This is a genomic window from Streptomyces sp. NPDC059355, from assembly GCF_042752335.1.
Taxonomy (GTDB): domain Bacteria; phylum Actinomycetota; class Actinomycetes; order Streptomycetales; family Streptomycetaceae; genus Streptomyces.
Genome location: NZ_JBHYXN010000006.1, coordinates 116,864 through 131,445, shown reverse-complemented (window position 1 = coordinate 131,445; position 14,582 = coordinate 116,864). Strand labels below are relative to the sequence as shown.

Annotated in this window: 10 protein-coding genes; 3 read left to right on the top strand and 7 right to left on the bottom strand. The window is 70.6% G+C overall.

All coding sequences use genetic code 11. The features are described from left to right. The first annotated feature begins 7 nt into the window (after positions 1–7). The gene (locus ACFXGI_RS08290; RefSeq protein ID WP_384704655.1) at positions 8–1,210 is read left to right on the top strand and encodes a MarP family serine protease; all 1,203 of its coding nucleotides are present in this window, start codon (positions 8–10) and stop codon (positions 1,208–1,210) included. A 350-nt stretch (positions 1,211–1,560) separates the two neighbouring features. On the opposite strand, the gene ACFXGI_RS08285 is transcribed toward ACFXGI_RS08290, so the two are convergent. The 5 genes from ACFXGI_RS08285 to ACFXGI_RS08265 form a co-directional block, all read right to left on the bottom strand. Continuing rightward, a complete protein-coding gene (locus tag ACFXGI_RS08285; protein ID WP_384704654.1) occupies positions 1,561–2,520 on the bottom strand; it encodes an alpha/beta fold hydrolase in 960 nt (319 codons plus the stop codon). Continuing rightward, positions 2,517–2,975, bottom strand: coding sequence for a phage holin family protein (locus ACFXGI_RS08280; RefSeq protein ID WP_384704653.1), 459 nt, complete (start codon positions 2,973–2,975; stop codon positions 2,517–2,519). The genes ACFXGI_RS08285 and ACFXGI_RS08280 overlap by 4 nt, the downstream gene beginning before the upstream one ends. An 86-nt stretch (positions 2,976–3,061) precedes the next feature. Then, positions 3,062–4,495, bottom strand: coding sequence for a Na+/H+ antiporter NhaA (gene nhaA / locus ACFXGI_RS08275; protein WP_384704652.1), 1,434 nt, complete (start codon positions 4,493–4,495; stop codon positions 3,062–3,064). 228 nt (positions 4,496–4,723) lie between these two features. Continuing rightward, on the bottom strand, positions 4,724–6,721 hold the full coding sequence (gene acs, locus ACFXGI_RS08270) for an acetate--CoA ligase (protein WP_384704651.1): 1,998 nt from the start codon (positions 6,719–6,721) through the stop codon (positions 4,724–4,726). A gap of 212 nt (positions 6,722–6,933) precedes the next feature. Continuing rightward, positions 6,934–9,453, bottom strand: coding sequence for a SulP family inorganic anion transporter (locus ACFXGI_RS08265; protein WP_384704650.1), 2,520 nt, complete (start codon positions 9,451–9,453; stop codon positions 6,934–6,936). A 232-nt stretch (positions 9,454–9,685) separates the two neighbouring features. Between ACFXGI_RS08265 and ACFXGI_RS08260 the strand changes: the two genes are divergently transcribed. Next, positions 9,686–10,993: a hypothetical protein gene (locus tag ACFXGI_RS08260; protein WP_384704649.1), complete on the top strand. Its 1,308-nt coding sequence runs from the start codon at positions 9,686–9,688 to the stop codon at positions 10,991–10,993. Here the strand turns inward: ACFXGI_RS08260 and ACFXGI_RS08255 are convergent. Continuing rightward, on the bottom strand, positions 10,947–11,966 hold the full coding sequence (locus ACFXGI_RS08255) for an ATP-binding protein (protein WP_384704648.1): 1,020 nt from the start codon (positions 11,964–11,966) through the stop codon (positions 10,947–10,949). The genes ACFXGI_RS08260 and ACFXGI_RS08255 overlap by 47 nt on opposite strands. Before the next feature lie 109 nt (positions 11,967–12,075). On the opposite strand from ACFXGI_RS08255, the gene ACFXGI_RS08250 reads away from it, so the two are divergent. Continuing rightward, a complete protein-coding gene (locus tag ACFXGI_RS08250) occupies positions 12,076–12,897 on the top strand; it encodes an oxidoreductase (protein ID WP_384704647.1) in 822 nt (273 codons plus the stop codon). Positions 12,898–13,330: 433 nt separating this feature from the next. Here ACFXGI_RS08250 and ACFXGI_RS08245 read toward each other — a convergent pair whose 3' ends face one another. Further along, positions 13,331–14,167 (bottom strand): HAD family phosphatase, encoded by an 837-nt coding sequence (locus ACFXGI_RS08245; protein WP_030152694.1) that lies wholly within the window; start codon positions 14,165–14,167, stop codon positions 13,331–13,333. Between the last annotated feature and the right edge of the window lie 415 nt (positions 14,168–14,582).

Below are 14,582 nucleotides of genomic sequence, written 5' to 3'. Positions count from 1 at the left end.
GACCCTCGTGAACGTGCTGGACATCCTTTTGCTGCTCGCCGCCGTGTGGTTCGCGATCGTCGGCTACCGCCAGGGGTTCGTCGTCGGCATCCTGTCGGTGATCGGCTTCCTCGGCGGTGGTCTCATCGCCGTGTCCCTGCTCCCGCTGGTCTGGGACCGGGTGACCGACAACGGCACCCAGGTGTCCACCACGGTCGTGGTCATCGCCGTCGTCGTGATCATCGTCTGTGCCTCGATCGGGCAGGCCTTCACCACCCATCTGGGCAACCGCCTGCGCCGCCACATCACGTGGTCGCCGGCGCGCGCCCTCGACGCGACCGGCGGGGCCCTGGTCAACGTCGTCGCGATGCTGCTGGTGGCGTGGCTGATCGGCTCCGCCCTCGCCGGGACGTCGCTTCCCACGCTGGGCAGGGAAGTACGCAACTCCAAGGTGCTGCTGGGCGTCTCGCGGGTGCTGCCCGCCCAGGCCAACACCTGGTTCTCGGACTTCAGCTCCACCCTCGCGCGCAGTGGTTTCCCGCAGGTCTTCAGCCCGTTCTCGAACGAGCCGATCACCGAGGTGAAGGCACCCGATCCGGCGCTCGCCCGCAGCCCCGTCGCCGACGTGGCCAAGCGCTCGATCGTGAAGGTCGTCGGTACCGCGCCGAGCTGCAGCAAGGTCCTGGAGGGCACCGGCTTCGTCTTCGCGCCCGGCAAGGTCATGACCAACGCGCACGTCGTCGGCGGGGTCGGCGAGCCGACCGTGCAGATCGGCGGCGAGGGCAAGCTCTACGACGGCAAGGTCGTGCTCTACGACTGGGAGCGCGACATCGCCGTCCTGGACGTGCCCAAGCTGAAGGCGCCCGCGCTGGAGTTCACCGACAAGGACGCGACGAGCGGCAGTGACGCGATCGTCGCCGGCTTCCCGGAGAACGGCGCGTACGACATCCGCGCGGCGCGCGTCCGCGGCCGGATCAACGCCAACGGCCCGGACATCTACCACCGGGGCACCGTCCGGCGCGATGTCTACTCGCTGTACGCGACCGTCCGCCAGGGCAACTCCGGCGGGCCGCTGCTGACACCCGACGGCAAGGTGTACGGGGTCGTCTTCGCGAAGTCGCTCGACGACCCGAACACCGGGTACGCGCTGACGGCGGACGAGGTCCGCGACGACATCCGGATCGGGAAGGTCTCCGACCGGCGGGCCGACAGCCAGGGCTGCGCCCTCTGATCCGTACGGGTCCGCAGGGGGCCCGTACGGGACGGGGCGCGGCCGCGGCTACGTCCGCGGATGCCGCAGGCGTGCCGAGACCCAGCGGGCCCGGCGGCGCAGGATGCGTGGAATCCCGAGTCGGGGGTCGTGGCCGTCCCGGCCCGTCCTCCCGTGCGTGCCCGGCGTCGCTGCCGGGCGGTGTTCGCGTGCGGTGTCACCGTAGTCGTGCGTCCAGCCCATACAACGAGCTGTGCCCGGGCCCCAAGGTCGGTAACCCCGTCCCGGGCGGCCAATTGGCCTATGCGCGAGGCAATTGAATGTTCGTAAGACAGTCGCACTGATGGTTGGTCAGCTGAGATCCCGTCGGGTCAGCGGTCCGGCTCGGGGTCCTTCAGCCAGTTCACCAGCTCGGTCGAGAAGGCCGCGGGATCCTCCTCGTGGGGGAAGTGCCCGAGGCCGTCGAACAGCCGCCACCGGTACGGGGCTTCGACGTACTCCCCGGAGCCGGCCGCGCTCCGGGTCCGCATCACCGGGTCGAGCGAGCCGTGCAGGTGCAGCGTCGGCACGCGCACCGGCCGCTTCATCCGGCGGTTGAACTGGAGCCCGTCCGGCCGGGCGATGGACCGCATCATCCAGCGGTACGGCTCGATCGAGCAGTGCGCGGTGGACGGGATGCACATCGCGCGCCGGTACACCTCGAGGTCCTCCGCCGCGGGCGGCAGGGGCCCGGACCAGTCCCGGATCAGCTCGCCCACGAGCGCCCCGCCGTCGGCGACGAGCTGCCGCTCCGGGATGAACGGCCGCTGGAAGCCCCAGATGTGCGAACTGGCCCGGGTCTGGCCGAAGTCGGAGAGCATCGCCGAGCGCCAGCGCCGCGGGTGCGGCATCGAGGAGACCACGAGCCGGCGCACCAGCTTGGGCCGCATCACGGCCGCGGTCCAGGCGAGGTAGCCGCCCAGGTCGTGCCCCACGAGGGCGGCGTCCGGCTCGCCGAGGGACCGTACGACCCCGGTGATGTCGAGCGCCAGGTTCGCGGGGTCGTAGCCGCGAGGGGTGCGGTCGCTGCCGCCCACCCCGCGCAGGTCCATCGCGACCGCCCGGTATCCGGCGTCGGCGAGCGCGGTCAACTGGTGCCGCCACGTCCACCAGAACTGCGGGAAGCCGTGCAGCAGCAGGACCAGCGGTCCGTCGCCCATCTCGGCCACGTGGAACCGGGCCCCGTTGGCCGCGACGTCCCGGTGGGTCACCGTCCTCCCGCCGGGCACATCGATCCGGACCGCCGTCGCGGCGGTGGGCGGAGTGCTGGAGTCCGGTGAGGGCGCTGTCATGAGGACGAGCGTGCCACACCCACGGCCTGGTCACTCACCGACCGCGGGTGCGGCTTGACCGTCCCGACGATCGCCGCGGTCTGCTTGACGGAGGCGATGGTCTTCTCCGGCGGCTTGACCTTCTTGAACTTCGATACGGCGATCAGCGCCAGCAGGCCCGCGAGCAGCAGGAACGCCACGCCGACGATGAGGAACGACCAGGCCAGCCCGAGCCCGAGGTTGTGGATCCCGTACGCCGCGGCGAAGCTCAGCACGGGCAGGGAGAACAGGGCGAACACCCCTGCGATCCCGATGGCGGTACCGCCGATGCCCACGCGCTTGACGTCCTGGCGGATCTCCGCCTTGGCGAGGGCGATCTCGTCGTGCACCAGGGCGGACATCTCGGCGGTGGCCGAGGCGACCAGCTGGCCGAGTGTGCGCTCGGCTCCTTGCGCCCCTTGGTCCACTGCGCTCATCGCTCTCTCCCTCTGTCATCTGCCGTCGTCTGCTGTCGACGCCCTGCGCGGCGGCTGTCCTTCGCCCGTCACGGCGTCAGTTCAGATCATGCCGGACGGTCGCGCTCGGCGGTGGACCCGGTGGCCGCTTCGAGCGCGGCGGCCGTGGCCGCCTCGGCCCTGCGCCGGTGCTCCGCGGCCTTCGCCTCGTAGATCTTCGCCATCCGCAGGTGGTATTCCGGCTTGTCCTGCTCGTAGATGTCCGGGATGCCGTCGAGGTCCTCGTCGCGCTCCTCGTCCTCGGTGAGGGCCCGGTACGTGCGGTTGCGGAGCTTGAGCATGACGCTCGCGACGACGGCGGCGATGAGGGAGCCGAACAGGACGGCGGCCTTCACCTCGTCGGTGAGGGTCTCGTCACCGGTGAAGGCGAGCTCGCCGATGAGGAGCGAGACGGTGAAGCCGATGCCGGCGAGTGAGGCCACGGCGAGTACGTCGGGCCAGGCCAGGTCCTCGTTGAGTTCGGCCTTGGTGAAGCGGGCGGCCAGCCAGGTGCCGCCGAAGATGCCCACGGCCTTGCCGACGACCAGGCCGAGGACGACGCCGAGGGTCTCGGGCCGGGTGAAGACCTGGGCGATGGAGTCGTCGGAGAGCGAGACCCCGGCGGAGAACAGCGCGAAGAGCGGGACGGCCAGGCCGGCCGAGACGGGCCGCACGAGGTGCTCGATGTGCTCGCCGGGGGAGGTCTCCTCGCCTTCCTTGCGGGAGCAGCGGAGCATCAGGCCCATCGCCACGCCGGCGATGGTGGCGTGGACGCCGCTGTTGTACATCAGGCCCCAGATGACCAGGGCGAGCGGGACGTACACGTACCAGCCGCGGACGCCCTTGCGGAGCAGGAACCAGAAGACGACCAGGCCCAGGACCGCGCCGCCGAGGGCCAGGAAGTCGATCTCGCTGGTGAAGAACACCGCGATGATCATGATGGCGAACAGGTCGTCGACGACGGCGAGGGTCAGCAGGAAGGCGCGCAGCGCGGACGGCAGCGAGGTGCCGATGACGGCCAGGACGGCGAGGGCGAAGGCGATGTCGGTCGCGGTCGGGACCGCCCAGCCGTCCATCGAGCCGCCGCCCGCCGTGTTGACCAGTACGTAGACCAGCGCGGGCATCGCCATGCCGCAGACGGCGGCGATCACCGGGAGGGCGGCGGCCTTGGGTTCGCGCAGATCGCCCGCGACGAGCTCGCGCTTGAGCTCGATGCCGGCGACGAAGAAGAAGATCGCCAGCAGTCCGTCGGCCGCCCAGTGCTGGATCGAGAGGTCCAGGCCGAGGGAGGCGGGGCCTATGTGGAAGTCGCTGACGTCGGAGTAGCTGCCGGAGACGGCGGGGATGTTCGCCCACAGCAGGGCGGCGATGGCGGCCACGAGCAGGAGCACGCCGCCGACGGTCTCGGCGCGCAGGGCGTCGGCCACGAAGCGCCGTTCGGGCAGGGAGAGCCTGCCGAGGAACTTGCGGCTGTGGCGGTCGGTGGGGCTGGGCGCGGCCACGGGGGACACCTCCGGGTGGGTTGGACGGCATGGTGGAACTCGTTGCCGACCAGACTTCCCGGCGCACCCTGTGGACTTGCATCTTTACGCTTCGCATATTTTACAGGGTTGCGCGAGGACGTATCCGGCGATCTTCACTTTATGTGTGAAAGGGGCATCCGGCGCGACGCGCCGGATGCCCCTTTCACTCGGTCGGTGCAGCTCGTGTCCGTCCCGGGAGGGTCGTGCTCAGTCTTCGCTGGAGGCGGACGGCAGCTTGCTCTGGATCAGGTCCATGACCGAGGAGTCGGCCAGGGTCGTGACGTCGCCGACCGCGCGGTCCTCGGCGACATCGCGCAGCAGGCGCCGCATGATCTTGCCCGAACGGGTCTTCGGCAGCTCCTGGACGGGGACGATCCGCTTCGGCTTGGCGATCGGGCCCAGCGTGGCGCCCACGTGGTTGCGCAGCTCGCCGACCAGGGTGTCGGTCTCGGAGGCGCTGCCGCGCAGGATCACGAAGGCGACGATGGCCTGGCCGGTGGTCTCGTCCTTGGCGCCGACCACGGCCGCCTCGGCGACCGACGGGTGCGAGACGAGGGCCGACTCCACCTCGGTGGTCGAGATGTTGTGGCCGGACACCAGCATCACGTCGTCGACGCGGCCCAGCAGCCAGATGTCGCCGTCGTCGTCCTTCTTGGCACCGTCGCCCGCGAAGTACTTGCCCTCGAAGCGGGACCAGTAGGTGTCGACGAAGCGCTGGTCGTCACCCCAGATGGTGCGCAGCATCGACGGCCACGGCTCGGTGAGGACCAGGTAGCCGCCTCCGCCGTTCGGGACCTCGCGGCCCTCGTCGTCCACGACGGTGGCGCCGATGCCGGGCAGGGCGCGCTGGGCGGATCCCGGCTTGGTCTCCGTGACGCCCGGCAGCGGGGAGATCATCATGGCGCCGGTCTCGGTCTGCCACCACGTGTCCACGATCGGGCAGTGGTCCCCGCCGATGTGCTTGCGGTACCAGATCCAGGCCTCGGGGTTGATCGGCTCGCCGACCGAGCCCAGCACGCGCAGGCTCGACAGGTCGAACTTCGCGGGGATGTCGTCGCCCCACTTCATGAACGTACGGATCGCCGTGGGCGCGGTGTAGAGGATGGTGACGCCGTACTTCTGCACGACCTCCCAGAACCGGCCCTGGTGCGGGGTGTCCGGCGTGCCCTCGTACATCACCTGGGTGGCGCCGTTGGCGAGCGGCCCGTAGACGATGTACGAGTGCCCGGTGACCCAGCCGATGTCGGCGGTGCACCAGTAGACGTCGCTCTCCGGCTTGAGGTCGAAGACGGCGTGGTGGGTGTACGAGGCCTGCGTGAGGTAGCCGCCGGAGGTGTGCAGGATGCCCTTGGGCTTACCCGTGGTCCCCGAGGTGTACAGGATGAACAGCGGGTGCTCGGCGTCGAAGGCCTGCGGGGCGTGCTCGGCGGACTGGCGGCCGACGATCTCGTCCCACCAGACGTCGCGGCCCTCGGTGAACGCGGTGTCCTGGCCGGTGCGCCGTACGACGAGCACGTGCTCGACCTGCGGGCACTTGGCGACGGCCTCGTCGATGGCCGGCTTGAGGGCGCTGGGCTTGCCGCGGCGGTAGCCGCCGTCGGAGGTGATGACCAGCTTGGCGTCGGCGTCCTGGATGCGGGAGGCCACGGCGTCGGCGGAGAAGCCGCCGAAGACCACCGAGTGGGCGGCGCCGACGCGGGCGCACGCGAGCATCGCGACGACGGCCTCGGGGATCATCGGCAGGTAGACCGCGACCCGGTCGCCGGCCTGGACGCCCAGCTCGGTCAGGGCGTTGGCGGCCTTGGAGACCTCGTCCTTGAGCTCGGCGTAGGTGATCGAGCGGCTGTCGCCGGGCTCACCCTCGAAGTGGATGGCGACGCGGTCGCCGTTGCCGGCCTCGACGTGCCGGTCCACGCAGTTGTACGCGACGTTCAGCTTGCCGTCCGCGAACCACTTGGCGAAGGGCGGGTTGGTCCAGTCGAGCGTCTCGGTCGGCTCGGTGTCCCAGGTCAGGCGGCGGGCCTGCTCGGCCCAGAAGCCCAGCCGGTCCGCGTCGGCCTGTGCGTACGCAGCCCCCGTCACGTTGGCGGCGGCGGCCAGGTCGGCGGGAGGAGCGAATCGGCGCTCCTCCTTCAACAGGTTGGCCAGGCTTTCGTTGCTCACGACATCTCCCTTTCCCAGGGTGTCCGTTGTGTCCCCGGGCATAGCTCATCAGTCAGCGGCCCTGGTGACAAGGGGTAGCCGAAAATTGGTTTAGACCTATATCACGGCCGGGCGGACGTGCAGAGTGGCCCCTTCCCGCTGCAGGGTGCGGGAAGGGGCCACTCTGTGACACGGATATCGGAGGGTACCGGTTCGTTCGCGTCCATGATCAGGATCCGCCGGTCACGGCGATTCGGTCATCATTCGGTCATCTTTCAGGCGTGCTGCCCGACGTGCTGGCCGGTGTGGTGTCCGGCGTGCTGCCCGAGGTGCCGGCCGGCCTGCGGTTCGGCATGCGGTCCGGAGTGCTCCCCGGCCTGGTGCCCGACGCTGTCGAAGACCCGGCAGTCGAAGAAGTCCTCGCCCTCCGACAGCAGGTAGGCCTGCGCTTCGCCCACGTGGAAGTACATCCCGTGCAGCTCCAGCGTGCCCTCCGCGAGCCGCCGGGCCACCGATTCGTGCGCCCGTAGGTGCTCCAGCTGCTGCACCACGTTGGTCAGGCACAGCTGCTCCACCGCGTCCGCCGGGAGCCGGCCCGCGATCCGGGCCCAGGCGTGGTGGCGGCTGGCCATCCGCTCCAGGCTGGGCAGCCCGTGCCGCAGCCACCGGCGCAGCGGGGTCATCGGGCCCCCGGGCGTGGAGTTCAGCAGCGCCTGCATGGCCCCGCAGCCCGAGTGCCCGCACACCGTGATGCTGTCCACCTTGAGCACGTCCACCGCGTACTCGATGGCCGCCGCGACCGAGTCGTCCGTGGCCTCGGCGCCCGGCAGGGGGACCAGGTTGCCGACGTTGCGCACCGTGAACAGGTCGCCGGGGCCGCTGGCCGTGATCATGCTGGTCACCAGGCGGGAGTCCGCGCAGGTCAGGAAGAGCTGGGAGGGCCGCTGTCCCTCCCGGGCCAGCCGGGCCAGCTCCTCGCGGACATGCGGTGCGGTGTCCCGCTGGAAGGCGCTGATCCCGCTGGCCAGTTGGCCGGCGCCCCGCCGGCGCGGGGCCGGGGTCGGGGCAGGGGCCGGGGCCTCCACGGCCTCCAGCGCGTCGGGAGCCGCGGCCGCGCCGGGGATCGTGGGCTCGGCCGCCGGCCGGTGGTCGCAGTGGTTCATCCACGGGGTCCAGGGGCGGCAGCACTGGTGCCCGCCGCGATGGGCCCCGCGGTGGTGGGAGCGCTGATCGGCGCGGTGCGGCTGGTGCGCCGGGTGTCCCTGGTGGGCCCGGTCGGCGCGGTCCGCCCCGGTCATCCGGGTGGCGGAGCGGCCGGTGACCTCCAGCGAGCCCCCGTGCACCAGGTGGGCGTGCTGCCAGTCCTGGAGCGTCTCGTACGCCGCGTGGTCCATGAACGAGCCGTCCAGCTCCACCACCACGCGCCCGCCGGGCGGGATCTGGTTCAGCGCCCGGCTCAGCCGCGGCACCGCGAGGAAGGTCAACTGCCCGCGCGCCCACACCCGGTGGACACCGTCCTGCACCTCGACCGTGATCCGGGTCCGGGCCAGCCGGTGCAGGGCGATCGCGACGGCCACCGCGATGCCGACGGCGACCCCCTCCAGGACCCCGCCGAGCACCACGGCCGCGATCGTCGTCACGTACACCACGATCTCGCGGTGCCGGGTGACCGTACGCAGATGCGTGGCGTTCACCATCTGCACGCCGAGCGCCATCACCAGGGCGGCCAGCGCGGCGAGCGGGATCAGGTCGAGGACCGGGACGAGAAGGGCGGCCGCGAGCAGGATCCAGAGCCCGTGCAGCATGACCGACCGGCGGCTCACGGCCCCGGACTTGACGTTGGCCACGCTGCGGACGGCCCCGCCCGCGACGGGCAGCCCGCCCAGCAGTCCGGAGAGCACGTTCGCCGTGCCCTGACCGCGCAGTTCCCGGTCGAGGTCGGCGCGCGGCGGGCGGTGGCCCGTACGCCGCTGCGAGGCGATCAGCTTGTCGGTGGCGACCGCGGACAGCAGGGATTCCACACTGCCGACCAGGGTGACCGTCAGGACGGCCGCGATGATGCCGAGGACCGGGCCCTCGGGCAGCTCGGGCAGGGCGTGGCTGCGCCAGGACGGCAGGTCCACCCGGGGCAGGGTCAGCCCGGACAGCGTGGCGAACGCGGTGGCCGTGGCCACGGCGGCCAGCGCGGCCGGCACCTTGCGCAGGGCGAGCCCGATCCGCCCGGGCAGCCGCGGCCAGCCGAGCAGGACGAGCAGGGTCAGGGCGCTGATGCCGACCGCGGCCGGCTGCAGGTTCGCCAACTGGCCCGGCAGTCCCAGCACGTTGGCGAGGGCGGAGCTCTGCGGGGTGCCGCCGAGGACGATGTGCAGCTGGGCCAGCGCGATCGTGACGCCGACGCCCGCGAGCATGCCGTGCACGATGGCCGGGCTGACCATGAGCGCGGAGCGGGCGGTGCGCAGCGCGGCGAGCCCGAGCTGACAGCAGCCGGCGAGCACGGTGATGGCGCAGGTGGTGCGCCATCCGTAGTGCTGGATCAACTCGGCGGTGACGACGGTGAGTCCCGTCGCGGGTCCGCTCACCAGCAGCGGTGTGCCGCCCAGGCGCCCGGCCACGATCCCGCCGACGGCCGCGGCCACCAGGCCCGCCTGGAGCGGGGCGCCGGTGGCGAGCGCGATGCCGAGGGAGAGCGGCAGGGCGATCAGGAAGACGGTCAGGGATGCGGACAGGTCGGCGTGGAGATCGGCGCGGTGGCCCTTGTGCGGCGCGCCTTCGGCCTTGGGGGAGGTGGCTGTCATAGGTCCCGTCTCCTCTAGGGAGGGATGAAGCGGCGGGAGTCTCAACACTCAGTAAATGAAAGGTAATGGAGAGTAAAGGATCGCGATAGGGAATGGGCGCAAATGGCCTAGAAATTAGCGCCCAGGGGTGATTAAGCATTTTGTACGGCTTGTCACATCATCTTCACGGCGGACCGCATGGGACGTTGCGGCACGGAAGACCCGCGATGGAACTGCGAGGAGAGGTGGACGGATGATCGCCGCCACGAAGAAGATCGCCGGCGGCCTGGTCGCCACGGCGCTGGTGCTGGGCGTCGCCGGGTGCAGCACCTCGGGACCCGCCAAGCCGTCCCCCGGCAGCCCGAACGGCAAGAAGGGCGCGGCGGCTCCGGAGGCCGCTCCCGGGAGCGTCAACCGGCCCATCGGCGACGGCTCGACGGCGTACACGGGTGCGCAGCCGAACGTACGGAAGCCGCAGAAGCTGAAGCCCGGCGAGAAGCCGCCGCAGTTCGTGGTGTTCTCGTGGGACGGGGCCGGCGAGGACAGCCAGAAGCTCTTCTCGCACTTCCGCGAGGTCGGCAAGAAGTACGACGCCCGGATGACGTACTTCCTGAGCGGCGTGTACATGCTCCCGGAGGAGAAACGTTCCCTCTATACGGCCCCGCAGCACGAGTCCGGCCGCTCCGACATCGGCTTCGGCGATGTCCAGGGCATCAAGGACACGGCCGAGCAGGTCCGCGGGGCCTGGCTCGAAGGCAACGAGATCGGCACCCACTTCAACGGCCACTTCTGCGGCCCCGACGGCGGCGTCGGCACCTGGTCCGTGCCGGAGTGGAAGAGCGAGATCAACCAGGCCAAGTCGTTCGTCAAGAGCTGGAAGACGAACACGCCGGACCTCAAGGGTCTGGAGCCGCTCCCGTTCGACTACGACAAGGAGCTCATCGGCGCCCGCACCCCCTGTCTCGAAGGCCAGAAGAACTTCATGCTGGCGGCCAAGGACATGGGCTTCCGCTACGACTCCAGCGGCATCAGCAAGCAGATCTGGCCGAAGAAGACGGACGGGCTCTGGGACGTCCCGCTGCAGCTCGTTCCCATGCCGGGACGTGCCTTCGACACGCTGAGCATGGACTACAACTACCTGGTCAACCAGTCCGGTACGACCACGCAGGGCGACCCCTCGCAGCACGCGTACTGGGGTGAGCAGATGCGCGAGGGCCTCCAGCAGGCCTTCGACCGGGTCTACACCGGCAACCGCGCCCCGCTGATCATCGGCAACCACTTCGAGTCCTGGAACGGCGGCACGTACATGAAGGCCGTCGAGGACTCGATCGAGTCGATGTGCACGCAGAAGGAGGTCCGCTGCGTGCCGTTCCGCGAGCTGGTGGACTGGCTGGACGCCCAGGACCCGAAGGCCCTGGAGTGGATGCGCGGCCTCGACGTCGGCGAGGCGCCCAAGGAGGGCTGGACGAAGTTCCTGACGGCGGGGCCGCCGGCCAAGCCGGCCGCCCCCGCGGTCAAGCCGGCTGCGGAGCCGGCCGAAGAGGAGTCGGGCGAGGAGTAGGGAACTCCGGGCTCTCCCGCAGGACGAAATCGGGGTCGACCTGGGCGGCCAGGTCGGCCCCGGTCTTGGCGTTGCCCCAGCTCTCCGCGTTCCGCAGGTGGAAGTGGACCATCTGCGCGGTGTACCGCTCCCAGTCGCGGTCGGCGTACGAGTCGTCGGCCGCGTCCTGGAGGGCCTGGAGGGCGAGCCGGTTGCTCGCTTCGAGCAGGTCGAACGCAGCGGGGCGGCCCTTCTCCATCGCCCGCACCCAGTCGGAGTGCCCGACGGTGACGAGCAGGTCCTCGCCGACCTCGTCCTGGAGGAACTCGATGTCGTCCGTGCCCTGCACCTTGTTGCCGACGACCTTGAGTGCGATCCCGAAGTCCCGCGCGTACTCCTTGTACTGGCGGTAGACGGAGATGCCCTTGCGGGTCGGCTCCGCGACCAGGAAGGTCATGTCGAAGCGGGTGAACATGCCCGAGGCGAAGGAGTCGGAGCCCGCGGTCATGTCGACGACGACGTACTCGTCCGGGCCGTCGACCAGGTGGTTGAGGCAGAGCTCCACCGCCCCGACCTTGGAGTGGTAGCAGGCGACCCCGAGGTCCGACTCGGTGAACGGGCCGGTGGCCATCAGCCGTACGGGCTCCCCGTCGAACATCAGCGTCCGCGCGCAGGCCTCGTACACCGGGTTGTCCTCGGTGACGCGCAGCAGGCGCGATCCGGCGCCCGGCGGGGTGGTCTTGATCATCGTGTCGGCGGAGGCGATGCGCGGGTTGGAGCCCCGCAGGTACTCCTTGATCAGGGGCATGTGTGCGCCCAGGGCGGGCAGCGCGGCGGCCTCGTCCTCGCCGAGTCCGAGCGCGGCGCCCAGGTGCTGGTTGATGTCGGCGTCCACCGCGACGACAGGGGCTTCATTGGCTGCGAGGTGGCGGATGAAGAGGGAGGACAGGGTCGTCTTGCCGCTGCCGCCCTTTCCCACGAAAGCGATCTTCATGTTCACCAAGAGTAGTGGCCTTGTCGCTGTGCGTGGTGCCTGTAAGTGAAGAAGACCACTCCAAGGAGGGGTCGGTGCTGCGGACCTGCAGTGCGTAGGCTCCCTACTTATGAGTAGCGCTTCTGACCCGCTGGCCGCCCTGGGTTCGCTCCCGGGCGTCGCCGAATCCGTGGATTCCGTACGCAAGGCCGTGGACCGGGTCTACGGGCACCGGGTCATGCGCCGGCGCGGCGGGGAGATCACCTCGGAGGCCGCGCTGCGCGGGGCGCGCGGGAGCGCGGCGCTGTCCGGGGCGGACTGGGCGCTGGAGGAGGTGCGCCGCCGCACCGACTTCGGGGCGGAGGCGGAGGCCCGCACGGTGGGCGCGGCGCTGCGCCTGACGGCGGAGGCCGGGCAGCTGCTGAGCATCTGGCGGCAGTCGCCGCTGCGGGTGCTGGCGCGTCTGCACCTGGTGGCGTCCGGGTCGACGGCCGAGGGTGACGTGGTGGGCCGCCCGCGACTGGCGGGCGAGCCGGTGGACGAACCGTTCGTCACCGCGGCGCTGCCGAGCGCGCAGGAGGTGGCGGGCCGGCTGGACGGCCTGTCCCGGCTGATCATCGCGGGCGGCTCGGCCCCGGCGCTGATCACCTCGGCGGTGGTGCACGGCGAGCTGCTGGCGCTGCGGCCGTTCGGCTCGTACAACGGGCTGGTCGCGCGGGCCGCGGAGCGGATCGTACTGATCAACAGCGGTCTGGACCCGAAGGCGATCTGCCCGGCGGAGGTCGGCCACGCGGAGCAGGGGAGGGACGCGTACCTGGCGGCCTTCGAGGGCTACGTCTCGGGGACGGCGGAGGGAATGGCGGCGTGGATCGCGCACTGCGGCCGCGCGATCGAGCTGGGTGTCCGCGAGTCGACGGCGGTCTGTGAGGCGCTGCAGCGCGGCGCGGCTTAAGCGGCTCCGCCGCGGCGTTGTGCCCCGGCGTTCCGCCCGGGCGCAGGGTTGCGGCGACACCGTCTTGCTTTGGTGTCGCCGCTGGCATTCACGCCCAGTTACCAAGCGTCCTCGATGGTTGCCCATCAGGTCGGGAACTTTGCCCGTCACCTGGTGCGGCTGGCCCGTAATCGACGGGTCGACGTCGCGTGGGTGCTCGGCGTTCATGCTTCGGTCCGTGGGCCTTACTGCGTTTTAAAGATGATCCTCTCGGATGTTCTTTGGTCTCGCGGGCCGTTGACTCCTTTGTACTCCGCTTCGCTGACAAGCGGAACCCCTGCCCGCTTTTTTTACTTTCCAGGACACTGTGGGGCGAACCGGACAGGGGTTGTTCGTGCAGCTCAGGGGCGGTTCGATCCCGGCGGCGGCGCCGGGCGGCGCCGCCGCGAGTCGGTCACGCGGAGGCGGCGGCGGCCAATGCGCTGGCCCGTCGCCGGCTGGCGTACCACACCAGCCCCGCGGTGGCGGCTGCCGCGCCCACGGCCGCCGCGGCCACCAGGGCCGGCCGCGCCGGCATGGACAGCCCCGGCAGCCGCTGCTTCAACCGCACCGGCCGGTTGAACACGAGCACCGGCCACTCCCGCGCCACCGCCTCCCGCCGCAACGCCCGGTCGGGGTTGACGGCGTGCGGGTGCCCGACCGCCTCCAGCATCGGGATGTCCGTCACCGAGTCGCTGTACGCGTAGCACCGCGCGAGGTCGTACCCCTCGGACTCCGCGAGCTCCCGCACCGCCTCCGCCTTGGTCGGCCCGTACGCGTAGTACCCGATCTCGCCCGTGAAGCAGCCGTCCTCGCCGATGACCATGCGCGTCGCGACGACCCGGTCCGCTCCGAGCATCTCGCCGATGGGCTCGACGACTTCGGCGCCGGAGGTCGAGACGATCACCACGTCGCGGCCGGCCGTGTGGTGGGCCTCGATCAGGGAGGCGGCCTCGTCGTAGATCAGCGGGTCGATCAGGTCGTGCAGGGTCTCGGCGACGATCTCCCGCACCTGCTGGACGTTCCACCCCTTGCAGAGCGAGGACAGGTACTCACGCATCCGCTCCATCTGATCGTGGTCGGCGCCGCCGACCAGGTAGATGAACTGGGTGTAGGCGGTGCGCAGCACGGCGCGGCGGTTGATCAGGCCGCCCTGGTAGAAGGACTTGCTGAACGTCAGAGTGCTTGACTTCGCAATGACCGTCTTGTCCAGGTCGAAGAAGGCTGCGGTGCGGGGCGACGAGTGCGGCAAGGGCTGGATTTCCACGCCCCGAGCATATGCGCCCACCATTCGGCGTAAGGTGTGGCGCGTGGGTTTGCCTGAGAAGGCTCTCGGGTACACCATGGAAGTCACGGATCGTTCGCGACCGTGCTAACCCGGTCTGGCTCCTCCCCCCCCGAGTCGGACCGTGGGGACGACCCCCGCTCTCCCCCCCGGCGGGGGTCGTCGCATGTCCGGACGCGGTTTGCGTCCCTGCCTTCGGCCCCAAGTGACCATTCCCGCGGCCCCCCTTCCTCGGCGGGCCCTGCGCGGCGAAGGCCCTCACCCTTCCAGACTCGTGACGCTGCGTAATGGTTCCGCCGCGCTCTGAACTCACCTGTCGGGGTGATGGAGTTATTCACAGGGCTCCTGTTGTCCACAGTTTTCGGGCAAGATCCACTTCTTT

What these genes read in the sequence shown, in the direction of transcription:
- ACFXGI_RS08285 (WP_384704654.1), bottom strand. Translation starts at nt 2,520, where the DNA reads ATGACAGCGCCCTCACCGGACTCCAGCACTCCGCCCACCGCCGCGACG.
- ACFXGI_RS08280 (WP_384704653.1), bottom strand. Translation starts at nt 2,975, where the DNA reads ATGAGCGCAGTGGACCAAGGGGCGCAAGGAGCCGAGCGCACACTCGGC.
- acs (WP_384704651.1), bottom strand. Translation starts at nt 6,721, where the DNA reads ATGCCCGGGGACACAACGGACACCCTGGGAAAGGGAGATGTCGTGAGC.
- ACFXGI_RS08265 (WP_384704650.1), bottom strand. Translation starts at nt 9,453, where the DNA reads ATGACAGCCACCTCCCCCAAGGCCGAAGGCGCGCCGCACAAGGGCCAC.
- ACFXGI_RS08260 (WP_384704649.1), top strand. Translation starts at nt 9,686, where the DNA reads ATGATCGCCGCCACGAAGAAGATCGCCGGCGGCCTGGTCGCCACGGCG.
- ACFXGI_RS08255 (WP_384704648.1), bottom strand. Translation starts at nt 11,966, where the DNA reads ATGAAGATCGCTTTCGTGGGAAAGGGCGGCAGCGGCAAGACGACCCTG.
- ACFXGI_RS08250 (WP_384704647.1), top strand. Translation starts at nt 12,076, where the DNA reads ATGAGTAGCGCTTCTGACCCGCTGGCCGCCCTGGGTTCGCTCCCGGGC.